The 22,840-nt window shown below is 66.7% G+C and carries 14 protein-coding genes and 1 riboswitch; of the genes, 8 read left to right on the plus strand and 6 right to left on the minus strand.

The genetic code is table 11. The features are described 5' to 3' along the window. Positions 1-278: 278 nt before the first annotated feature. A complete protein-coding gene (locus TBIF_RS24455) occupies positions 279-5,732 on the minus strand; it encodes a DUF3320 domain-containing protein (protein WP_024794789.1) in 5,454 nt (1,817 codons plus the stop codon). Between the two features lie 600 nt (positions 5,733-6,332). Between TBIF_RS24455 and TBIF_RS10645 the strand changes: the two genes are divergently transcribed. From TBIF_RS10645 to TBIF_RS10660, 4 genes are all read left to right on the plus strand, one after another. After that, positions 6,333-7,526, plus strand: a complete 1,194-nt coding sequence (locus TBIF_RS10645; RefSeq protein ID WP_024794790.1) for a DUF6361 family protein — start codon at positions 6,333-6,335, stop codon at positions 7,524-7,526. Next, positions 7,526-9,343, plus strand: coding sequence for a phospholipase D family protein (locus TBIF_RS10650; protein WP_024794791.1), 1,818 nt, complete (start codon positions 7,526-7,528; stop codon positions 9,341-9,343). The genes TBIF_RS10645 and TBIF_RS10650 overlap by 1 nt, the downstream gene beginning before the upstream one ends. After that, complete coding sequence (locus tag TBIF_RS10655; RefSeq protein ID WP_024794792.1) at positions 9,340-12,504, plus strand: helicase-related protein; 3,165 nt, start codon at positions 9,340-9,342, stop codon at positions 12,502-12,504. Before TBIF_RS10650 ends, TBIF_RS10655 begins: the two co-directional genes overlap by 4 nt. Positions 12,505-12,598: 94 nt before the next feature. Next, positions 12,599-13,333, plus strand: a complete 735-nt coding sequence (locus TBIF_RS10660) for an SDR family oxidoreductase (protein ID WP_024794793.1) — start codon at positions 12,599-12,601, stop codon at positions 13,331-13,333. Positions 13,334-13,361: 28 nt separating this feature from the next. Here the strand turns inward: TBIF_RS10660 and TBIF_RS23430 are convergent, their stop codons facing one another. The 3 genes from TBIF_RS23430 to TBIF_RS23435 all read right to left on the minus strand — a co-directional run bounded on the left by TBIF_RS23430 (position 13,362) and on the right by TBIF_RS23435 (position 16,315). Beyond that, entirely contained in the window at positions 13,362-13,841 is a 480-nt protein-coding gene (locus tag TBIF_RS23430) for a hypothetical protein (RefSeq protein WP_148302234.1), read from the minus strand. A 275-nt stretch (positions 13,842-14,116) separates the two neighbouring features. After that, entirely contained in the window at positions 14,117-15,112 is a 996-nt protein-coding gene (locus TBIF_RS10670) for a helix-turn-helix domain-containing protein (RefSeq protein ID WP_024794794.1), read from the minus strand. Between the two features lie 264 nt (positions 15,113-15,376). Continuing rightward, complete coding sequence (locus TBIF_RS23435) at positions 15,377-16,315, minus strand: aldo/keto reductase (RefSeq protein ID WP_038170718.1); 939 nt, start codon at positions 16,313-16,315, stop codon at positions 15,377-15,379. Positions 16,316-16,340: 25 nt separating this feature from the next. Between TBIF_RS23435 and TBIF_RS25685 the strand changes: the two genes are divergently transcribed. Continuing rightward, positions 16,341-16,487 (plus strand): hypothetical protein, encoded by a 147-nt coding sequence (locus TBIF_RS25685; protein ID WP_158506337.1) that lies wholly within the window; start codon positions 16,341-16,343, stop codon positions 16,485-16,487. 17 nt (positions 16,488-16,504) lie between these two features. On the opposite strand, the gene TBIF_RS10685 is transcribed toward TBIF_RS25685, so the two are convergent. Then, complete coding sequence (locus TBIF_RS10685) at positions 16,505-17,995, minus strand: plasmid pRiA4b ORF-3 family protein (protein ID WP_084611653.1); 1,491 nt, start codon at positions 17,993-17,995, stop codon at positions 16,505-16,507. Between the two features lie 186 nt (positions 17,996-18,181). Then, positions 18,182-18,317, plus strand: a riboswitch (cobalamin riboswitch). 45 nt (positions 18,318-18,362) lie between these two features. On the opposite strand from TBIF_RS10685, the gene TBIF_RS10690 reads away from it, so the two are divergent. Genes TBIF_RS10690 through TBIF_RS10700 form a run of 3 tightly spaced genes read left to right on the plus strand, consistent with a single transcriptional unit; the run spans position 18,363 to position 21,282 of the window. Further along, positions 18,363-19,427 (plus strand): ABC transporter substrate-binding protein, encoded by a 1,065-nt coding sequence (locus tag TBIF_RS10690; RefSeq protein ID WP_024794796.1) that lies wholly within the window; start codon positions 18,363-18,365, stop codon positions 19,425-19,427. A 38-nt stretch (positions 19,428-19,465) separates the two neighbouring features. Then, on the plus strand, positions 19,466-20,494 hold the full coding sequence (locus TBIF_RS10695) for a FecCD family ABC transporter permease (RefSeq protein WP_024794797.1): 1,029 nt from the start codon (positions 19,466-19,468) through the stop codon (positions 20,492-20,494). Continuing rightward, on the plus strand, positions 20,491-21,282 hold the full coding sequence (locus TBIF_RS10700; protein ID WP_024794798.1) for an ABC transporter ATP-binding protein: 792 nt from the start codon (positions 20,491-20,493) through the stop codon (positions 21,280-21,282). The genes TBIF_RS10695 and TBIF_RS10700 overlap by 4 nt, the downstream gene beginning before the upstream one ends. Here the strand turns inward: TBIF_RS10700 and TBIF_RS10705 are convergent. Next, positions 21,279-22,757, minus strand: coding sequence for an IS1096 element passenger TnpR family protein (locus TBIF_RS10705; protein ID WP_158506338.1), 1,479 nt, complete (start codon positions 22,755-22,757; stop codon positions 21,279-21,281). The two genes, TBIF_RS10700 and TBIF_RS10705, sit on opposite strands and share 4 nt — an antisense overlap. Positions 22,758-22,840: the final 83 nt, after the last annotated feature.

Consider the following 22,840-nt stretch of genomic DNA (forward strand, 5'->3'; position numbering starts at 1 on the left):
TGACACTTCTGACGCCATAATACCAATACCGGAGTCGACTAAATCCACACTTGACTCGACAGCATTTATGCTTAAGTCAATATCTACAAGCTTGTCGAGAATTCTTTCCAGCAATGAAACTATTTCCGATACTTCAGCCATGAGGGCCCCTTTCCTAGATACGGATATTCAAGTTGCAACACAGAAAACCCGAAGTAGATCTGCAGATGTTTAGCGAGTCATTCAGATGCGATCAAATCAGGCTTTTAATGTCCGAATGATTTTCCATGTTTCGCCCACTATTCATACACCACCGACAGATCCCCGGTCGCACTACGGTCCAAGTCGCCCAACCTGACCAGGCGTTCAACCGCAGCCTCGGTGATTCCCTTCACCTCCTGCGTAGCCTTCGACCAGCCGAACAGCCTGGACACCTGCTGCGCCAGAATCTCAATGTCCAGCGTGTGCGCGTCCTTCACCAGGCACATCACGGCAAGATCCAGCTCCTCCGCCGGAACATGTGCCAGCTTCCGCTTCGGTTCCCCGTCCACCGGAATACGGACGAACGGTGCGGGGCTGCCCGGCAGCCGGAACACATCATCACGATCCCGTGTGATGGCATGACCATTCGACCGCAGCGCGCTAAGCCCCTCATCCACGCTGCGCTTGATCGCCGCACCAAACCGCTGGGTTCCCCATGCTTGCTTGAACCGTTCAACCAGGAGATCGTAGTGGACCGGGGCTTCCGCCTCGATCACCTGGAGGAAGTACCTGCGCAGATCCATCTGGCCTTCCAATGTCTTCGGATCGCGACGCCCGCCCATAGGCTCGTCGGCCATGGTGTATTCGACAGCCCACTCCGGCTTGGCGTCGAAATCCAATTCCTCGACCTCGATGACCGGTGTGACGATCTCCCTCGCGGGCGAGGGCTTTCGCGGCTCATCGCTGGCTGCGATCGCATCCTCAATCGCAGCACGCAGCCGCTGCTCCTGTGTAACCCGGTCGCGCCACCAGCTGAGGCCCCAGATTCGGTGGATCTCCCACCCAAGGTTGCGCAGTACGGACTCCCGCAGCCGATCTCGGTCCCGAGCGGTCTTCGACGAGTGATAGGCCGCACCATCGCACTCGATCCCGATGACGTAGGTGCCCGGCCGGTCCGGGTGGCGCACCGCCATATCAATCCGGTAACCAGCAACGCCGACCTGAGGGACCACGTCATAGCCCCAGCCCCGAATGACCGCGATCACCTGCTCCTCGAAGGGGCTCTCCACGTCGCCGAGGCTGTCCGCCATGTCGAGGGCCAATGCAGCCTGACCCCGCTCCGCGAAGTCGAGATAGTTCTGGAGGTGCCTCAGCCCCTCATTGGCCCCCGGGCTCATCTGACCTGCGTGGAATGAGGAGACGACCTCCACCCGGCTTCGCGCGCGCGTGATCGCGACGTTCAGCCGGCGCCAACCGCCGTCTTTCCCCAGCGGCCCAAAATTCATGTAGAGCTTGCCGTTCTCGTCCGGCCCATAGCCGATAGAGAAGATGATGACGTCGCGTTCGTCGCCCTGGACGTTCTCCAGGCTCTTGACGAAGAAGCCATCCAGCCGGTCATAGTCCCCGAGCATCGCCGCCAGCTGCGGATGTTCCCCGGACTGCCGCTCCATCTCCGCCATCACCGCGTCAGCCTGCGCCGTGGAGAACGTCACCACACCGATCGACAATTCTGGGTGATTGGTGGCGAAATAGAGAACCCGCTCGACAACCTTGGCAGCCTCAATCGGGTTGTCCCGCGTACCACCACGCTTGTAAACGCCGTCTACCGTGAACAGCTTCACTCCAAGATCCGAAGCCTCGTAGACAGCGCTAGGGAAGGTGAACAACTTCCCGTCGTAGAAGCGATAGTTGGAGTAGGTGATGAGATCCTCGTGGCGGCTTCGGTAATGCCAGTTGAGCGGCAGCGAAGTGAGTCCTCCTGCACCCTTCGCGAGGTCGAGCACGGACTGGAAGACGTCGACCTCGTCATCCTCGTCCTCGGAATCGTCCCCGGCCGAGAAGAAGTCGGTGGGTGGCAGCTGCTTCTGATCCCCTGCGACGATGAGCTGGTTGGCCCGGTAGACACAGTTGATCGCATCCGACGGCAGTACCTGTGATGCCTCATCGAAGATGACCACATCAAATTTCACGGTCGGCGGGAGATACTGCGACACCGACAGCGGGCTCATCATGAAGCACGGCTTGAGTTCCTGTGCCAGGGATCCGGTCTCCTGCAGCAAGGTCCGGATGGGCTTGTGCCGTGTCTTCTTCTCCGCCTCACGGATAATCACCTGAGCAGGACGGCTGGTCAGAGAGCTGGGCGCACGGTCATTGCATCTCTCGATCACTCGAGAATGGGCATCGTCAACGAGTGATTGGTCCAGCTCCTTGAATCGGGCCACGGCATTGTCTCTGGCCTGCGCATGCGAGTTGACGAGTCGTGGGTCGTCGCGGACAGCGCCATCGACCCACGCCTCGAGCGCCGCGTACTCAATCGACTGCGCTACGACGGCCGCGGTCCTGGGCTTCTTTCCTAGATCAGCAAGTACTGTCTTGAACCCATTGGAGCTGGCCCATTCGCGGAGTTGGATATACCGGCACCAGTTCTCGATATCGGGAACGGCAGTCTCTTCCATCTCCCGTAGCAAGTCTCGTGCCCCGTCGAGGTCTCCCAGGAGATCTTCCCTGAGCTCCCACTGGCGATCACCCGTAAACTGATCCAGAATTCCTCGCACCGTACGATCCCACTGGTCTGACACATCGGTGAGATCCGACGCCTCGACGGTCACAGATGGCAATGCCTCGGCAACTGTTGTGGGGATCCGGCTCCCGATCGCCTCTCGAATCGACTCGACCCACTTCAGGTTCTTGGACAACAGATCGAAATCCGTGGTCCGGTCGAGAACCGCTCCCCCGAAGAGCTGCCTATCAGCGGTCTGGCCGCCTTCTAGCTCCGCGAGGCTACCGGCGATGCGCACCGTCTTCATGGTGATCGAGATGGCATCGTCGACCGCGACGTCCCGTCCCAGTACGTATGCCACCGATTGGAGCAGCGACTGCACCTCGGTCAATCGGTCAATCCGCCATGAGGCGTCTCGGATCAAGACGCCCAGCGAACTTCCGCCTGCCGTCATCTCCACAGATTTCGGGAGTGCAGCGACCTCTACCGTCCAGCGGTCCATGAGTCCTCGTAGCCGGCCTGCGATGAGGAGAAGCTCTGGATCTGGCACCCCGGTGCTGGCCAGTTGCCTGGTCAGCTGAGGTGTATCAACGCCGATACCCGCCAGGCCTACAGCGCGTCTCGCGTTGTCCAGCGCCGCGCGCATGTGGGCGAAGTCGGTCTCAACACCCCGATATTGGGAGCCAAGCTGAGTGCCATGAAGCGCCTCGGCCTTCCGCAAATCAGTGACCGCCTGCTGCCAGCTCGCCGCCTCCCCCAACTGGGAGATCAGGTCCCTGTTCACCTTTCTGGTGACGGTGACGCTCTTCAGCAACTTCTTATCCCCTCGTGCGGCGGACGACAGCTTTGCCATCCCCTTGTGCACATCCCGGAATCGCACCATCAGCGCGTGCAGGTCAAGGTCCAGCGCGTCGAGGGTGAACACCTCGCTCATCGCCTTCTGCCGCCTCTCGGCGTGGGCCACGAGAGACTCCAGGACCGTGATGGCCCGCGCGACCTGTTCCTGTAGCCCCGCGTTGAACCACCGCGGATCCGGCCTCTCGACAGCGCCGCCTAACGCCGCCAGCTCCACCAGTTCTGCAGCGCGCTCGGCCATGATGGCCTTCGTCTGAATACCCAGCATCGACGCGAGGGTTTCGGTGTCGGCCAGAACTTCGACGGTCAAGTCCCGGAACGCTGCTAGCTGCGGGACCAGCGAATCGATCTCGCTCAGCAGCGTCACCGGCCGGACGATCTTGTCTTCCACCCCGGACTGGAGAGGATCGATCACCGCCGCATCGAGCTCAGTCCACTTCGGCCCGGCCAGCTCATTCAGATGCGCCAACTGACTTTCGACGATCTCCGCGGCGGTTCGCGCCGCTTCTAGACGATCACCAACAGATTCCAGCGAACTCCTGCAGAACCAGTCGGTGGGCACGTCTCGGCGGTCGGCCAATAGGTTCAGAACCTGTGTCCGCACCTGAACACCAGCTGTGTCCCGAGAGAAGCGCATTCCGATCGCTGTATCGATCGAGTCCAGCCTCATCGCCAGCCGCTCCCCCTGCTGGACTCCGGAAGCGGCCTTTCTCTTCAGTTCCCTCGCCTCGGGCGCACCCCGGTCCTGCCTGACAAGCCCACGCCACAAAAAATCATCACCGGTCTCGGCTACGTGCCACAAGGTCCCCAGCTCGGCTGCCTGATCACGCAGGTTTGCCAGTCGCTGGCGAGTCATCATGGCCCAGTCCGAACCATGGTCCGCCGACGCGTCGATGTGCTCGGGCAGTTGCTCGAGCAAGCCGATCGCCTCGAAGATCGTCATGCCCAGATCACGGTGGACCTCGTTCATGCCAGCGGCAAAGTTGTTGAGCTCCTCCCTCGTCTGGGCTAGACGATTCGTCTCATCTCCCGTGAACTTCTGCCGGGTCACCACGCGGTTCTGAAGCGTCTTGGCAAGCTCCTGGACCACGTGTTTGCGTGTGGCAGCGTGGCTGTGCAACTCGAGCAGGAAATGACTGAGGCCGGCATTGCCGAGCCGGTCTCGCACCACGTCGAGCGCCGCAGCCTTCTCACTGACGAAGAGCACCGTCTTCCCGGTAGAGATCAGCTCGGCGATCGTGTTCGCAATCGTCTGGCTCTTGCCGGTCCCCGGTGGGCCGTCCATGACGAAACTCTGCCCCTGGGCCGCAGCGAGGATGCACCGCCGCTGGCTCGAGTCCGCATCCAGGATGCTGTACATCTTCTCCGGCGGGTGAACGGAGTCCAGATAGTCGATCGGGAAGGGATCAAACGCGAAGCTGTCGGCAGAACTGGACTCAGGCCCCACTGCGAGCAGCTCCACGAGTGGGTGTCCCGCAACCGCGTCCGCGTTCGCAAGCAGGTCCCGATACATCGCCTCCTTGTGGAAGGTGAACGTGGTGCACACCGCCCGATCGACGACCTCCCAGCCGGCTCTCCCCTCCACGAGTACTGCGACGTCTGCCATCAGGCTCGTGATGTCTGCGGTGTCCGGATCTACCTCCGGCAGAGTGAGCGCGAATTCTTCCAACTTCAGTTTGAGCGCCGGATTGACGGAGGCATCGCCATCGGCCAGGAACAGCACGTACGGCGAGTCCGCGCCAGTCTTCTTCAACTCCACCGGAACCATCAGCAGTGGACTGTGGACTTCGGCGCCATCATCGGGATCGATCCAGCGGAGCATCCCGAGGCCCAACTGCAGAGTCCACACGCCTCGATCGGCAAAAGATTGCTGGGAGACGACACTCATCCGGTTCAGCGAGGACTTCAGCGTCGCCGCCGTCTTGTTCTCGGCCGTGATTGAGCGAGGTACCGCTGCCTCGCCGTCATCAGGCTTCGGACGCACAGGAACCTCACCCTGCTGGACCAATGACAAGATCTCGGCCGAACCGATTTCGCTCAGTTCAAGAGAAGACGCCTTCGTGTGTTTGAAGTACAGCAGGCGCTGACGACGGTCCAGGGCCAGAAGCTGCTCACGCCAAGAGACAAGCTGACGGTTCAAGCGCTGATCCACCGTCAACGCGCCCGCCCCGGTTCCAACACCCGTATTCTGAGCCATATCAAGACTTTCTCTTCCAATAATCAATCAAGACAAATCACTGCAGTGAGCTGATCAGCACATCGCCGGATGTCCTGAAAGTTGCCGCCCTATTTTCGTCCGTAGCGGCAAGGCCTCACTCCCACGTCGCCAAATTACAAGCGCACCGGATCGCAAGCGCTATCTAGCCAAGCGAAGCCGCTTGTCCAGCCAACATACATCGGCTCATCCTGCCTCATCCTGCTACCTAGATCATCCGTTCCCATCAGCTGACTTCACGCATACAGACCGCCACGGCGATCAGCAGTATCCGTGTCACCGCGTCAGCAAACTACCTTCGCCCACCGACACAGTGTTACGAACCTCGGCACCGTTTAGCACGCACAGCCCGCGAGCCACCGGAGTTGACCACGCGCCTGCCATCGATCCGGCCGGCATTGCATGACTAAGACTGGCCCGCCACCGGCGAAGTGAGCCTTGTCCCCGGCTCGATGGTCGTCGTGGCGGTCCAGCGCCGCCCTGTAAAAACAGGTCAGCCGTAACGAATAACCGTTGCTCCGCCGATGCACCAGTGTCGACGTCGCTCGGCCAAGTCCCCCTGAGATCAGGAGCTCACACTCGATGGTGTCTCAACTCGCCTGGCTGGATCACGACGAGCAGCAGCGCAAACGCGTCATGCAGGTGATCGACCAGTTCCGCGACGAGGGCACCGTTGACGAGCTGGGTCTTGGATCCATCCGGGACACCTTCGCGCAGCTGCTATTCCCCGGCACCTCAACCCTGCACACCCGCGCCCGGTACATGCTGTTCATCCCGTGGCTCATCCAGGACACCATCGCCAGCTCGGCTGATACCGCCGGGGAACCCTCCTTGCTGGATCGGAAGGAGCGCCAGCTCATCCTTGCGCTGCTCAACGGCGGCGAGACCCAGGGCGTGATCGGTGGCACCGCCAAAGACAAGCTCAAACGGCTGCCCAGCGGCATGTTCTGGTCCGCCACCGCCACCTACGGACTCCGGACACGCGGCGGATCGATCAATGCCACTCTGCGCGATGCCCGTAGCGCGCGCCGGTCCAACCGCCGCATGGTGTCCGCCGACGACCCCGGCGCCCATCAGCACCTCGTCTCAGACGGTTTCGACCCGCGTCTTCCACTCGCTCCGCCGGGGCTGCTGGGCGCCACCACCTTCGCCATGCCGGCCAACGAGGCCGAGTACCTGCGTGGTCGCATCATCGACACCCAGCCCAAATCCCTGTTCCCATGGCTATTCGAGCAGGGGATCGACGAGGACGCCCGCTTCGTATGGGAGCACCGGGACATCGGGACGCTCACCGGCCCGCTCAAGGGCATCGTCGACCACGGCCGCCGGTTCAGCATCACCGCCGCCGGCGCGACCATCCTGTACAACCTCTTGGTGGCCCAGGCCAAGCACGCCGACGAGCACATCGAGTTCTACTCCGAGGAGTGGGACGCGTGGCAGCACGAGATGAGGGACGAGAACGTCCTCGGCGGCTGGGACCGCGAAGAGTTCTGGAAGCTGATGCGCCAGCACAACTCCCGGATCGCGCTGCCCACAATCGACTTCGTGACCCGGTGGATCGAGCAGGCCGCGCAGAGCCCCGACGGCCCGCCCAGCGACGCCGCACGGTCTTTGATCCGGGACCGCGAGATCCAGTTGAAGTCTCACCGCGCACGTTTGGGCGACAATCGCGCAGCCGTCGATTCCTGGCTCGGCGCGTCTGGTGGCCAGCTGACCTACAACTGGCCGGTAGCCGTGCGCATCCTGCGCGACATCATCGAAGGATGTGAGAGCTGATGCTCAGCCCCGACACCCGCGCGCTGTTGACCGATGCGCTGCAGCCGCCCGACGGCTACCGCGTCGACGCCGTGGTCACCACCACCTACTCGCTGGACCTCACCGCGCTGCTGTTGGCTCCGCTGTCCTTGGCTGCCCGCAACCACAGCGAGAATATAGAGGCCATCTCCCCTCTCGCGATCCTCGACTCGCTCCGGCGGCACACCGACTCGATGACGGTGTTCTGCCAGGCCGGTGCCATCCGCGCCGCCGGGCCGTATCGGTCGGTGCTTTCCTTCGCCGAGGATGCCGTCGTCGAGGTGCAGGCACCCACCGCGGGCAGGCTCTTCCACCCCAAGATTTGGCTTATCCGATTCGAGAACGAGGCGGACGGCGGCTATCTGCACCGACTCCTCTGCTCCAGCCGGAATCTGACGTTCGACGCGTCCTGGGACACGCTGCTGATGCTCGACGAGGACTCGGCCGCCACCGCCGAGGCCATCGACGCCGCTCCGCTCGCGGCCTTCCTGGCCGCACTGCCAAGTCTCGCCGTCACGCCAATGCCTGCGACCCGCAAGAAGTCCGTCCTCGACGTCGCGAGCACAGTGCGCGCCGCTCAATTCTCCTGTCCTGCACCGTTCACCGGCCTCACCCTGCATCCGCTTGGCATGGGCCTCGGCCCCGATCTGCCGATCCCCGACGCCGCCGATCGCGCGCTGGTGATCTCGCCGTTCTTCGATGTGTCCACCGCGCGCATGGTCTCCGCCATTGCCCCCGACACCCGCGTCGTCTCCCGCGCCGCGACCTTCGACGCCGCCGGAGCCGACGCGTTCGCGGGCGCGAGCACACACGTGCTGCACCAGACCGCCGACCGTCCGGGCGAGGACGAGGAGGCCGCGGCGGAGAGCTCCGAGATCACCGGCACCCCCTCCGGCCTGCACGCCAAGACCTTCGTCTTCGACACCGGTAGGGACACGCTGCTAATCACCGGCTCCGCGAATGCGACCGGCGCGGGGCTGGGCGGCAACGTCGAGTTCTCCGCGGCGCTGCGAGGCCGCACCGACCGCTGCGGCGTCGCCCAAATGTGGGACGGAGTCTCCGACTCGACGGGCTTCGGCAAGATCACCGAGCCGTACACGATCTCCTCGCCCACGCTCGACCCCGATGCGACCGCCCTGGCGAGGGTGGAGATGGCGATGGCGGACTTCCGCGCCCGCCTGGCGGCAGCGAACCCGGAACTGCGATTCGAGTTGCTGGCGGGAGGCGTCGCGCACTGTGCCCTCGTCCTTCCCGAGTCGGCCGACCTGGTGTGGGACGGCGGCGTGGACGTCACCCTGGTCTCCCTGCACAATGCCTATCAGCCGCTGGCCGGCGCGCCCGCCTGGCGGGACATCGCCGCCGAGAATCTCACGCCGTTCCTCAGCGTGCGGACCCGCCGCGACGGCATCGAGCGCGTCGGCATCATCAAGGCTGCTCTGGTCGGCAACGTCGCCGAGCGGGACGCGGTGGTGCTGCGCAAGATCATCAGCACGCAACGCGAGCTGACGCAGTACCTGCTCCTGCTCCTCGGCGGCAACCTTCCAGGCGACCTCGACTCATTGTTGGGGCTGGTGCAAGGCAATGTCTCGGGCTTGCCAACCCGGCCTCGATTCGACGACGCCACGATCTTCGAGCCGCTTGTCCGCGCCGTCGCGGCCGGTGACAGCAAGGCGATCGTCGCCATCGACACATTCATCCGCGAACTGGGTGCTGAGGCGGACGTCGAGAGCCTTGTCAACGACGAGCTTCGGGACCTGCTCGACGCTGCCCGCGCTGCAACAATGGGAGGATCGCGATGACTCCGAAGCCAGATCTTAAGGCGGCGCTCGAACCCCTCAAGGGTTTTCAGCGCGACACCGTCGCGCACGTGACCAAGAGGCTGTGGAAGGACGCTGACGCGACGGATCGCTTCCTCGTCGCCGATGAGGTGGGGCTGGGCAAGACGCTCGTCGCGCGCGGCGTGATCGCGGAGACTATCGAGCACCTGTGGGAGATCGAAGACCGCAGCGACATCGTCTACATCTGTTCAAACGCGCAGATCGCGCAGCAGAACCTGGCGAAGTTGGTGCCCGAGGGCGTCCGCGTGCCGCACGCGGATCGCCTGTCACTGCTCCTGCACAACATCGCCGAGTTTCAGGGCAACAAGCTGAACTACATCTCGTTCACCCCCGGCACCTCGTTCACGGTGAAGGAGACCAGCGGACTCGCGAATGAACGAGTGCTGCTCTACCACCTGCTGCAGCGTGGCTGGAGTAAGGACGAGATGAGCTCCACCGCCTGGCCGGAGTTCTTCCGCTGCGGAGTTGCGAAAGAGACCTTCACACGCCGGCTCAAAGCCTTCGACACCGCGGGGATCACGGACGCCGTCGCCCTCGAGTTCGTCAACGACCTCGAGAACGAGGATCCCATCGACAGCGACTACGAGTCGCTGGCGGCGGAAGTCTGGGACCTCGCGATGACGAAGTTTCGTTGGCTGCGAAAGCCCGTCGACAAAGACACCAGCCGCTACCGCAATCGCCTCATCGGCAGGATGCGAAACCTGGTGGCACACGCCAGCATCCGAGCCCTGGAGCCGGACCTCATCATCCTCGACGAGTTCCACCGCTTCAAGGCGCTGCTCGATGAGGACAACGACGAGGCCGACCTTGCCAAGGCCCTGTTCAACCAGGACACCGCCAAGGTACTGATGCTCTCGGCCACCCCGTTCAGCATGTACACGCTGCCCGACGACGAGGAGGGCGCCGGCCACTACGACGACTTCCTGGCCACCGTCCGGTTCCTGTTCGGCGGCCGTGCCAACCCCGCCGACGTCAGCGTTCAGATCGACACGCTGGCACAGGATTTGGCGACGATGCGCTCGGCCGCCCGGCTCGGCGCAGGATCCCGCGGCGCGGGGCTGGCCGCACGTGACCGCGTGCAGGGCACGCTGACCGACGTGATGTCACGCGTCGAGCGGCTGGGCTCCACCCCCGACCGCGACGGGATGCTCGTCGAGGTGCCCATGCCGGTCCCCGTGACCGGAGGCGACCTCCTCGCCTACGCGGGCGGGCAGTCCATCGCAGACGCCGTCGGGCGTGGCCGCGGCGGCCGCGACATCTTCGAGCTCTGGCGCTCGAGCCCCTACCTGTTCAACATCATGGAGAATTACCAGGTCAAGCAGGGGCTCGGCCAGGCTCTGAACTCCCCCGACCCCCAGGCGCGCGCCGCGGTGGAGGAGGCGCTGCGCAACGCCAGCGGGCTGCTGGACTGGGACGTCATTGATCGGTATCAGCCGCTGGACGCCGGCAACGCGAAGATGCGGGCGCTCATCGCCGACACCATCGACCGCGGCGCGTGGCAACTCGCCTGGCTGCCGCCGTCGCTGCCGTACTACTCCCCCGGCGGTGCCTTCGCCGATCCGCTGCTGCAGGGCTTCACCAAGCGGCTGGTCTTCTCCGCGTGGGCGGTCGCGCCCAAGGCGATCGCCAGCGTGCTGAGCTATCAGGCCGAGCAGCGGGGCATCGCCGCCATCGATCCGGAGCGCCGATACGCGGAGCGTGGACGAACGGCATTCCTCCGCCGGCCCCGCAATGATGGCAATCAGGAGAATATGGCGTCCGAGGCGCTGTTCCAGCCCTGCGTGGTGCTCTCCGAACTGTGCGACCCGCTGGTGCTCGCGCAAGAGCTCGGCGACGGCGTCCCCGCTGTGGAGGCCGTGCTGTCGATCGCCACCGAGCGAGTCCAGTCCAAGCTCGACGCACTGCTGCCCGGGCTCGATATCTCGTCCTCACGCCGCTCCTCCGTCGACCCGTCCTGGTACTGGGCCGCGCCGATCCTGCTCGACATGCAGGCATATCCCGACTACACCGAGCCACCTGCGCTACCTGACTACTACGGGAAGCCCGACGCGCCAACCGAACTCGACGTCAGCGCGCTCGGCGCCATCCCCGCGGACCTGGCGCGAGTCCTCGCGGAGCTCGCCCTCGCCGGTCCCGCGAATTGCCTGCTCCGCGGCCTCCGGCGGGCCACCGGCTCCGTCCTCGCATACGACGATGACGAGCTGTGGAATGTCACGCTCGACACCTGCGACGCGTTCCGGTCCCTGTTCAACCAGTCAGAGATCGCCGCCGCTATACGGCATGCGCAGCCCGACCTTGCCCCGTGGCAGGCGGCGCTGCGCCATTGCCTGGACGGCAACCTGCAATCGGTGCTGGACGAGTACCTCGCCCTCGGCGGGGTGGAGCGCTTCCACGACGCGCATGATCCCGAGGCGGCCGCGAGCGGGCTCGTCGCGGCTATGAGCATCCAGGCCGGCGGCGCGGGCGTCGACGTCTTCGACCTCTCTGGTGGAGAGGTCTCCATGCGCCGCCCGCTGCCCATCCGGCACCATTTCGCCATGCGCTTGGGCCAACGCGGATCGCAGACCGAGCAGACGCAGGCCCGTGCGGCAGATGTGCTGGCCTCCTTCAACTCTCCGTTCTGGCCCTTCGTCGTCGCGTCCACCTCGGTCGGTCAGGAGGGCCTCGACTTCCACAACTACAGCCGCGCCGTCGTGCATTGGAACCTGCCCGGCAACCCCGTCGATTTGGAGCAGCGGGAGGGCCGGGTCCACCGATTCCGGGGTCACGCGATCCGGCGCAACATCGCGTCGGTGCACGCCGACGCCGCGCTCCGGCCGGGGTGTGTCGATCCGTGGGCGGCGATGTTCGACGCGGCGGAAGCCGCCAAGTCACCCACCGACTCGGACCTGGTGCCGGACTGGGTCTTCGCCCCACCGGGAGGAGCGAAGATCGAACGCTACGTGCCCGCGATGCCCCTGAGTCGCGAGACGGCGCAATATCAGAGGCTGCTGCGCACCGTCGCCGCGTATCGCATGACCTTGGGCCAGCCGCGGCAGGAGGACCTGGTGCGCTACCTCGATGACGGCGAGGCGGATGGCGAGGTGCTGCGACTAGACCTAGCGCCGCCGAGCCGGGGGTAGTCCCCGGTCAGCCCTCGACGTGGCAGCACTCTCGCTCTACCGTGAGCCTTGATGCATCTCGTATCGCGCTAGACGAAAACGTGCAGGAGCCGTCATGGACAACCAGCCCCGAACAGCGATTGTCACCGGCGCATCCGGAGGCATCGGGAGAGCCGTCGCCGCACGGCTCGCCGCCGACGGACTGGCGGTTGTCGCGCACTACAGCGGGAACCGACAACGGGCGGAGGACGTCGTCCAGGCGATCCACGCCGCCGATGGCCGGGCGATCGCGGTGGGCGGCGACATCGCGGACGAGACCGCCATGAGCGGATTGTTCGACGCAGCCGAGGCGGAGTTCGGCGGCGTCGACGTCCTGGTGCACACCGCCGGCATCATGCCCCTCGCGCCGGTGGCCGATCTCGACCTCGAGGTGTTCGACCAGATCCAGCGCGTCAATGTGCGCGGCACGATGGTCGTCGCGCAGCAGGCGTCGCGGCGGGTCCGCCCGGGCGGGGCGATTGTGCTGTTCTCGACCAGCATCACCCGGCTGCAGCAGCCGGGCTACGCCGCCTACGCGATGTCCAAAGGTGCGGTGGAGGCCCTGACGCTGATCCTGGCCCGGGAGCTGCGCGGCCGCGACGTCACCGTCAACGCGGTCGCCCCCGGCCCCACCGACACTCCCCTGTTCCGTGAGGGCAAGCCCCAGCAGCTCATCGACACCATCGCGGGGCTCAACCCCATGGAGCGGCTCGGCACCCCGCAGGACATCGCCGATGTCGTCGCCGCGCTCGCCGGCGAGATGCGCTGGGTCAACGGCCAGGTGCTGTACGCCAACGGCGGGGCCGCGTAGGCAAGCGGTAGCCGAGAGCAGCGCCCGATCACAGACGTCTTCCTGCGGATGGGGCATAGACATGCCTGCGAATCAGAGCGATCAGCCTCGGCGACGGCTGCTGAGGCACGGCCACCACTCCCCGGTCCAGCCGATCTGCGAGCTGGTGCAGAGCGCGGGCCGCATCCAGGCGCTCGCCTCGCGCCGCACGCAGCGGATCGTCGAGCATCCAACGGGAATCGAACGCGTCTCGGTGTACATTGGCGATCTCCAGCAGCGTTGCGATGTCACTGGCGTCTTTGAGTGCCAGCCGCGACTGCCACGCCAGCGCTTTGAGAACCAGAGCCGCCTCCACATCCGGAATCGGCACGGTGAATCGCAGTTTCCGACCATCTTGCAACTGGGCGTCCACATCGACCTCCACCGCCCTACGACTTAAGGCGAGGCTCAGTCCGGGGGCCGCGTCGAAGCCTCTGCCACCAAGCACCGCGATCTTGTCGGGTCCAGTCTTCGGCACCAGTATGTCCACGGTGAGATCTATTACCCTTTTGCTCCGCATAACCCTGGTCCAGCAACGCTGCGTGCAGTCCCAATCCGGCTGCCACTGGCTTATCAATGCCAGCGTCGGCGTCGGAGGTCACCCGCGCCGCAACGCCCAGGGTGGGGTACGCGTAGGTGAGCAGGTGGACCATGTGTCCGCCGATGACGCGGTATTCAATCCCCTGCGCGGCGTTCGCGAGATCTGCCAGGGCAAGAAGCCCCAAGTCGCTCGCAGTCGACGTCGAGATGATGTGCGCCGCAGGACTAGCCACGCGGGCGTCCTTCCACAATCTTCTGGCGGAGCATGCTCGCCGCCTCTGCCGCGTCTGCGCCTGGCGCGCGCAGCAGATCCCAGTAGGCCAACACCGGGTCCGCCAAACTTCCGCCGTCTCCCTCGGACTGACTCGAATACCACCGCGCCACCGGCCAGATAGTCGGATCGCGAGGGATACGCACTGTCAGCGTCGACTCCCCAGGTTCGGCCGGAACAAAGTCCGCAACGGACAAGTCGATCCACTCTGCGGTGTAAAGCGTGGCCGTGGCCGGCAGCCGCCACGGCGCATAGGTGTCAGCAGCGATATCCCCGGTCGCGAGCACATCCACGCTCAAGCTGTCCGCGACAGCCACTACCAGCCGTGCCTGTGCCGTCACCGGATCCAGGTGGTACCAGTCCGACTCGATCCCGCCAGCCCCCGGATACTCCTGAGCCCACCGGTCAAGCAGGTCTGCAGCAGACTCCACGGCCCAACCGTCCGCAGCTGCGATCGCGTCGGGATGCACGCGGAGGATCTTCGACACCGCTTGCTGGGAGATCCCGGCGGCATCCGCGAGCGCCCGCTGGGTCATCGGCATCTCGGCGAGGAGCAGTACTCGATCCACCGCCCAGTGCCCCCACCGCGCGCGGCGGTTCTGGCCCTGCGCACTCCCCGGTGCCCGTCCCGGCAGACGGTTTCGTCCCTGAATGATCACCAGCTCCGGTTCCGTCGCAACGAGATCGACTTGACCTGTCTCCGCCGCCTCGCGAAGCGCACTCCCCGGCCGCGACGCGACGTAAAGTACCCGCACATCCCGAGCCCCCGCGACGGCCAGCGCTATCCGGCTGCGACTGGGGCTTTGAGACTCGGTGCGGACCATCACCCTGAGGACCTCGCGGCCGGGAAGAACCAGCGTCAGCTCGTCCGCGGTGCCTTCTGTAATGCGGATCGAAGCACGACGAAGCAGCCCCGCTAGAGATAGCTGGGGATCAGCCGCCAAATGCATTCGAGCCCCTTCCGTTCACATCGACACCTGGAAGTCAAACAACCTTCGATGACAAAATCATACATAGGTTGTCGACCAAGCTGGGTGCCTCGACTTGTCCCGAAGCAGCTCGCGACCGCCACCCAGCAGAGCACCCCGTCTCGACCTGGACTCGACCGCTCTCCACACTGACCATCCGGGCACGGCGCACGACGAGCTCGCCGCCAGGCCGACGGCGAGAAGGGTTGACCAGCAAGCAATGTCATCTGGCGCAGTCCTATAAGACTAGGCGGCCGACACCTCGTCCAACGCGGCGATCTCCTCCGCTGTCAGCTCCAGCGTGGCGGAGGCCAGCAGCGCGGGCAGCTGCTCGACGGTGCGCACGCTGGCGATCGGGGCGGCCACGTTCTCACGCGTGCGCAGCCAGGCCAGTGCCACCGTCCCGATCTCCGCTTTGTGCGCCCAGCCGATGGCATCCAACGTCTCCAGGACCTGCACGCCAAACGCGCTGAAGTACGGGCTGGCCATCTGCCCGCGCATCTTGCCCTCGAAATCTTCCTTGGTCCGGTACTTTCCGGTGAGGAATCCGCTGGCGAGCGCGAAGTAGGGCAACACGCCGAGATCGTGGCGGCGGGCGGTCTCAGCCAGCGTCTGCTCGTAGCCCCCACGGGCGACGAGGTTGTAGTGCGGCTGCAGGGCCACCGGCCGGGCCAAGCCCTCGCGGTCCGCGACGGCCATCCACTCGTCGATCCGCTCAGCCGGGAAGTTGGACAGGCCGATGTGGCGGATCTTCCCTGCCTTGACCAGCGTGTCGAATGCCGCGGCCGCGTCGGCGACGGACGTGTTCGGGTCGTACTGATGCGCGTAATAGAGGTCGATGTGGTCGACATCCAAGCGGGACAGGGACGCGTCACAGGCTGCGGCGATGTTCGCCGGGGCCAGGCCCTGGAACTCCGGGTGCTGGGCCACCTTGGTGCTCACCATCATCCGGTCACGGTTGCCGCGCTTGCCCAGCCAGGAGCCGATGATGGCCTCGGACTCGCCGCCGGAGTTGCCCGGGATCCAGCTCGAGTAGCTGTCTGAGCTGTCGAGGAAGTTACCCTCGTGCTCGGCAAAGGCATCGAGCACCGCGTGCGACGTGGCCTCATCCGAGGTCCAGCCAAAGGTGTTGGTGCCCAGCGCGAGTGGGAATACATCGAGTTCTGACGTACCAAGCTTGGTCATTCTTCTCCTAGTTCAAGGTCCGTGAATGCCGAGTGGGCTCGTCTCCCACCTCTCTCGCGACCATAACCGTCGCCGCAACAGCTACCTCCGGGTGACGGTCGCGCCGTGGACCAAGCCCGTGCACCGCGAGAAGCTGACGTCCGCGCTCAAGGAGGCCGTGAAGATCTTCTGACGGACCCCGGCGCGCCCCTACTCCCCCGCGGGCCCCGGTCGCAGCAGCGCCATGCGCGCAAGCTCGCGGCCCCAGCGCGGACCCACCGGGACGTCAGCTGGCGGTCGCGGCCGGACGGACCGCGGGCCAAACGCGCCGACGGCCCGCAGCACCTGCAGCGTCGGGCCCGCCATTGCGGGGGTGCGCCGCGGGTCGATCGGCTGGCCGTCGGTCCGCCACCCCAGCGCGGTCATCGCCTCCGCGACCACCCCGGAGCGGCGCTGCTCCGGGGTGCCGCAGGCGATCGCGAGGAGCATCAGCAGCCCCGAGTCCTGCTCGATATCCTCCGCCCCCAGCGGCAACTGCGCCACGATGTGCGCCAGCAGCGCGGCCGGGTCCGCCAGCAGCGCGTCGCCGCGCTTGGTGCGCAATAGTCGCCCCTTCGACGTGCGGGTCAGGCCCAGATCCGCGGCCGCCGCGCGCACGTCGAGCAGCTCCTGGCAGTCCACCTCCCGGGCACCCGCCCGCCGCGAGTGCCCGGCCCAGCCCAGCTCCTCCCGCGCGAGAGCCACATCCGCGGGCCGCAGGTAGCCGGCCTGGGTCAACGCCGCCCCGTCCTCGCCGGGGTGGCGCAGCAGCCAGCGGAGATTGGCGGTGGCGGACGCAAGCTCCTCCGCGGTCATGCCGTGCGCGGACTCGTCCTGGAACTGCGCCCCCGGCAATAGCGCATACAGCAGCGGCGCAGCGGATTCCGGGATCAGCCGCAGCAGCCCGGCCGCCCGCGTCCACGGGGCCGGGTAGCTGGCGCGCAGGGTGGCCTGCCGCCGCAGCTCCGCGTTGACGTCCTCGACGCTGAAGCGCTGCGGGTCCAGCCCCGATCCGGCCCAGGCCCGCAGCTCGCGGCGCTCCGGCTCGGTGGGGTCGGCAAGCGCCTTGAGCAGCCGCGCGTAGCCGTACGCCCCGCCACAGTCCTCGGGCGGGCAGCGCTGGGCCCCGTCGACGCACACCGGGCTCGGCCCCGCCAGCGCGCCAACCTCCTCGAGGGCGATCACGTGCTCCCAGCTGTCCCCAAAGTCGTACTCGTAGAACAGCAGATCGCCCACCTCGGCGAGCACCTCATCGAGCCGGGCGGTGTCCTCGTAGTCGCCCTGCTCGCCCTCGCCCTGTCCGCCGGCGTCCTCCACCGCGTCGAAGCGCGGGCGCATGTCGAAGCGCAGGGAGTCGGGCGAGTACTTCTCGCTGGCGCTGATGAAGGAGTGCAGGTGGCTGTCGGTCCAGCCCATCACGGTCTGGAGCACCGGATGCAGCGCGTCGAGCATGATGTCCGACGGCACGGTGACGCGGCGCCAAATCTCCGGCTCGACGCCCTCCAAGCCCACCCGCAGGGTGTAGGTGACGGGCTCTGGCCTGCGCGGCCGCAGAAGCGTGGGGGCAGGTCGCGGCGCCTCAGACGTCACCTCGTCCTGCGCCTCGACCAGTGCCGGGACCAAGGACAGGTGCGCGCGCCGGCCCCGCTCGATTCTCGTCACCCGCCCAGGATAGGCAGATCACCGGCGCGATACAGCACAACGACAGCATGCCGCCGCCGGCCGCGCGCGCCGCCCCGACCGCCGCGACGGCAGAGCGGGACCCCTCGATTCCGGACCGGGGCCGGCCGTGACGCTGCCCACGATCAGGCGTCGGCGCACACCGCCCGTCGCCCCGCACCGCAGATCTCCTATAGGGTCCCCACTGGCCGTTCATGCGGCCACGATCGAGCAGGGAACCTGGTGTGAATCCAGGGCTGACGCGCAACGGTAACGACCCTTCAGGGGTCGAAGTCCGGACACTGACCGATCGAGCACGACGAATTTCTCGGCTCCGCGACTGAGCCCCGAGCAAGGAGTTCCCTCGAACATGCGATTCTCGCGTACCTTTTCCGCCTTCGCCGCCACCGCCGCGACAACCCTGGCGCTAGCCGGCTGCAGCTCTTCCCCCGATTCCAGCGCCGCCGGTTCAAGCAATGCCGCCAACACCGCAGAGACTGCGTCGGGCCACTACCCGCTGACCATCGAGAACTGCGGCAAGCAGATCACCATCGACGCGCCGCCGCAGCGCGCGGTGTCGCTGAACCAGGGCTCCACCGAGATCCTGCTCTCCCTCGGCCTCGCGGACCGGATGGTCGGCACCGCCACCTGGACCGACCCGGTGCGTGAGAACCTCGCGGCGGATAACGAGCGCGTGCCGCGCCTGGCCGACAACAACCCGTCCTTCGAGGTGGTCCTCGACACGGAGCCCGACTTCGTCACCGCGTCGTTCGGCGGCACGCTCGGCCCGGGCGGGGTGGCGGACCGCCAGCAGTTCGCGGACCTCGGCGTCCCGACGTACCTGTCCCCCACCGACTGCGACGGCAAGACCGCGGTGAGCGTGAACGCGGACGGCGCACGGACCGAGCCGCTGCAGATGGAGACCATCTATAAGGAGATCCGCCAGCTGGCAGAGATCTTCGACGTGACCGCGCGCGGCGAGCAGTACATCGCCGAGTTGCAGACCCGGTTCGCGGCCGCCTCGGACGAGGTCGACGCCGCCGGGGTGACCGTCGCGTACTGGTTCGCGGACACGATGACCCCGTACATGGCCGGCTGCTGCGGGTCCTCGGGCATCATCACCGAGTCCGTCGGCGCGCAGAACATCTTCGCCGGCACCACCGACGAGTGGCCCCAGGTGAGCTGGGAGTCCATCCTCGAGCAGGATCCGACGGTGCTGGTCCTCGCCGACCTGAGCCGGCGCAGCATCGACGGCGACGCGCTGGAGTCCAAGATCGCGTTCCTGGAATCGAACCCGGTGACCGCCCGCCTGTCCGCGGTGCAGAACAAGCGCTACATCGTCGTCAACGGCGCAGACCTGAACCCGTCGATCCGCACCGTCGACGGCGTCGAGAAGACCGCGGCCGCGCTGGACGGCTGGGGCCTGACGAATTGAGCACGCGCACAGCGTCCTCCGGTGCCCAGCGTCTCGACATCCAGCGTCTCGACTCCCGGCCGGTCCTGGGCGGGCTGTTCGCCCTGGGCCTCGTCGGCCTTGTGTTCTCGATCGCGCTGGCCATCACGTTCGGCCCCGCCAGCCTGTCCGTGCTCGACGTCTACCAGGTGGTGCTCGCGCACTGGGGCATCGGCAGCTCCGGCGTGAGCGCCATCAAGGACGGCATCGTCTGGGAGCTGCGGCTGCCCCGCACGCTGCTCGCCGCGGTGTGCGGGGCAGGCCTGGCCCTGTGCGGGGCGATCATGCAGTCGCTGCTGCGCAACCCCCTCGCGGACCCGTTCGTGCTCGGCATCTCCTCCGGCGCCTCGACCGGCGCCGTCATGGTCGCGGTACTGGGTATCGGCGGCGGCGCCATCTCGCTGTCCGCGGGGGCCTTCGTCGGCGCGATCGTCTCCTTCGGGTTGGTGATGCTGCTGGCGACCGGCGCCGGCGGGGGCACCTCGCGCGTCATCCTCGCGGGAGTGGCTGGCACGCAGCTGTTCTCCGCGCTGACGTCGTTCATCGTCATCTCCTCGGCCGACGCCGAGCAGACTCGCGGGGTGCTGTTCTGGCTGCTCGGGTCGCTGGCCGGCGCCGGCTGGACCGATGTGGCGACGTGCAGCGTGGTGGTCGCCGTGGGCATCACCGCGTGCCTGCTCAACGCCCCCGCGCTCGACGCGTTCACGTTCGGGAACCACGCCGCCGCCGCGCTCGGGGTGTCTGTGCGCCGGGTGCAGGTCCTGCTGTACACGGTCACCGCGCTCATCACCGCCGCGCTGGTCAGCGCGGCCGGGGCGATCGGCTTCGTCGGCCTCGTCCTCCCCCATGCCGCCCGCTTCCTCGTCGGCACGCGCCACAGCCGCCTGCTGCCCGCCACCGCGCTCATCGGCGCGATCTTCATGGTGTGGGTCGACGCCATCGCCCGCACCGCGTTCGCCCCGACGGAGATCCCGGTGGGCGTCGTCACCGCGCTGATCGGCGTGCCCGCGTTCGCCGTGATCCTGTTCCGCATGCGGAGGAGTGAATGAGCCTCTCAGCCCACGCCATCACCTGGGCCCGCTCCGCGAAGACCATCCTGGACTGTGTCACCATCGGCGCGCGGGCCGGGGAGACCATCGGCCTGCTCGGCCCCAACGGCTCCGGCAAGTCCTCCCTGATCCGGCTGCTGTCGGGGCTCACGACGCCGGACTCGGGGCAGGTCCTTCTCGACGGCGAGGACCTGCGGACGCTGAGGAGGCGCGACATCGCCCGGCGGGTGGCCACCGTCGACCAGCACTCGCACACCGAGGTCGACATCCCCGTGCTCGACATCGTCCGGCTCGGCCGCACTCCCCACCGCACGCTGTTCGCCGCCGACCCCGGGGCGGACGAGGCGGCGATCGACGCCGCGCTCGCGGCCACCGGCCTGGCGGATATGCGACGCCGGCTCTGGCACACCCTCTCCGGCGGCGAGCGCCAGCGCGCGCAGATCGCCCGCGCCCTCGCCCAGCAGCCCGAGGTGCTGCTGCTCGACGAGCCGACCAACCACCTCGACATCCAGCACCAACTCGACATCTTGACGCTGGTCGCCGAGCTGCCCATGACCAATGTCATTGCGCTGCATGATCTCAACCTCGCGGCCATGTTCTGCGACCGTGTCGTGGTGCTTGCGCACGGCCGGGTGGTCGCGGCGGGCACCCCCGTCGACGTCATCACGGCGGAGCTCGTCTGGGAGGTCTACCGGGTCCAGGCCAACGTGACGATCGCGCCCGAGGACGGCTACCCCACCGTCACATACCGTCGACGCAGAGCCCAGCCTGTGCGACTTAGCGGCTAGCTCCGGGTCTGCACCGGCTGCGCCAGCACCAGCCGCGCGAACTCGCGCACCCACCGCTTCTTGTTGAGCTCCTCCTCGCGGTCATACCACCAATCGGCGGCGTCGATGGCGAACAGGAAATTGACGTTCTTCCCCGATTGCAAGGTCCGCGTGCGGGCCTCCACATCCGGGCCCAGCGCCGCCATCGCCTCCGCGAGGAGGCTGGTCCGCAGGTGAAGTGGGATCCCCGCGGCCAGCACCGCCAGCCACAGCAGCGCGTCGTCCCGCTCGGCGGCTGTCTCCCCGAACGGCAGGCTCGTCAGCACGTGCCGCAGCAGCGCGCCTTGGTCCTCCGCGAGCGTCTCCCCCACGTCGGTGCGCTCCAACCGGAACGCCCGGAACGGCCTTGTCCCCCACTTGTTCGCGATCTCGGCCAGGGCATCGTTCAAGGGGCCGGGCTCCGGCGGCCCCTCGTGCACCCGGGTGAGCCCGAAGTCCTCCGCCGCGGCCCGCAGACTGACGATCTCGCGGTTGTCGGACTCCTTCAGGCTGCGCGGGCGCCACCGATCGGGCGAGCAGACCTCCTTGCGGGCCGCGGACACGATCGGCTTGGGCAGCCGGCTGAGATTGTCGAGATCGATCCCGTCCGGCCCAATCCGCCGCAACAGCCAGTGCAGGTGGAACACCGCGTGCTCGGGGCCCCGATCTCGGTCCGGATCGTCCCGGGCTGGCTCGGCGCTGGGCTGATCACCTCTGGGCTGATCACCGCCGGGCTGGTCTCCCGGGGCGAGATCCTGGCCTATCCGGGGCAGCATCGAATAAAACTGGGGCGCACGCGCTTCCGGCAGCCTGCTCAGCAGCGCGGCGAACACGGAGCCCTCCGCCGGCGTGAACACGGGCAGCCCATAGAGCCGGCGCAGCCTCGCATTGCCGGCCGCGATCTCGACCTCGTCCTCGCCGGCGAGCAGGACCGGGTACTGGCCAGGGCGCTGGTCAATCGGCTCCACGTCCTCCACAGTGATGGCCGCCCGCCGCACCACGCCGTCGCCACTGTTCTCGTAGCTCATGGCCTCGCCCGTGCGCCGCAGCACCTCGTGCAGTCGCAACTTGTCGCTGTGGAGCACGCCAATTCCGCGCGCCGCCACATGATCCGGCTCTCCGGCCGGGGTCGCGTCGGGCTCCGGGCTCGACTCGATCCGCCGACTTTCGGCCGCGAAGGTCCCATCGGCGGTGACGAACGCGTGGGGTCCGCGGTCATCCCAGTCGAGCGTCGCGCACAGTGCCTTGTGCAGCGCGTCGAGCACCATCCCGCGCGGGACGAGGAGCCGACGCCACGACGGATTACCAGGCCCCTCGCACTCCACCCGCAGGGTGTACTGGAGAGGTGTCTGGCGGCCGCTGACTGGCGTCGTCGCGGAGGCTTGCGGCGCGACGGCGTCGGCCAGTGGCGGCACCAGTGAGAGGTGGCCGCGGCCGCGAGATCTGGATGTTGCCATGTCGCCGAGGATAGGCGCGGCCGCACGTTTGGGAATCAGCTTCGACAACCGCGGTCCGCCACCCAGCGAAATTCTGCGGAGGG

The sequence above is a fragment of the Tomitella biformata AHU 1821 genome, assembly GCF_000524475.1.
Taxonomy (GTDB): domain Bacteria; phylum Actinomycetota; class Actinomycetes; order Mycobacteriales; family Mycobacteriaceae; genus Tomitella; species Tomitella biformata.

What these genes read in the sequence shown, in the direction of transcription:
- TBIF_RS24455 (WP_024794789.1), bottom strand. Translation starts at nt 5,732, where the DNA reads ATGGCTCAGAATACGGGTGTTGGAACCGGGGCGGGCGCGTTGACGGTG.
- TBIF_RS10645 (WP_024794790.1), top strand. Translation starts at nt 6,333, where the DNA reads ATGGTGTCTCAACTCGCCTGGCTGGATCACGACGAGCAGCAGCGCAAA.
- TBIF_RS10650 (WP_024794791.1), top strand. Translation starts at nt 7,526, where the DNA reads ATGCTCAGCCCCGACACCCGCGCGCTGTTGACCGATGCGCTGCAGCCG.
- TBIF_RS10655 (WP_024794792.1), top strand. Translation starts at nt 9,340, where the DNA reads ATGACTCCGAAGCCAGATCTTAAGGCGGCGCTCGAACCCCTCAAGGGT.
- TBIF_RS10660 (WP_024794793.1), top strand. Translation starts at nt 12,599, where the DNA reads ATGGACAACCAGCCCCGAACAGCGATTGTCACCGGCGCATCCGGAGGC.
- TBIF_RS10670 (WP_024794794.1), bottom strand. Translation starts at nt 15,112, where the DNA reads ATGCATTTGGCGGCTGATCCCCAGCTATCTCTAGCGGGGCTGCTTCGT.
- TBIF_RS23435 (WP_038170718.1), bottom strand. Translation starts at nt 16,315, where the DNA reads ATGACCAAGCTTGGTACGTCAGAACTCGATGTATTCCCACTCGCGCTG.
- TBIF_RS25685 (WP_158506337.1), top strand. Translation starts at nt 16,341, where the DNA reads ATGCCGAGTGGGCTCGTCTCCCACCTCTCTCGCGACCATAACCGTCGC.
- TBIF_RS10690 (WP_024794796.1), top strand. Translation starts at nt 18,363, where the DNA reads ATGCGATTCTCGCGTACCTTTTCCGCCTTCGCCGCCACCGCCGCGACA.
- TBIF_RS10700 (WP_024794798.1), top strand. Translation starts at nt 20,491, where the DNA reads ATGAGCCTCTCAGCCCACGCCATCACCTGGGCCCGCTCCGCGAAGACC.
- TBIF_RS10705 (WP_158506338.1), bottom strand. Translation starts at nt 22,757, where the DNA reads ATGGCAACATCCAGATCTCGCGGCCGCGGCCACCTCTCACTGGTGCCG.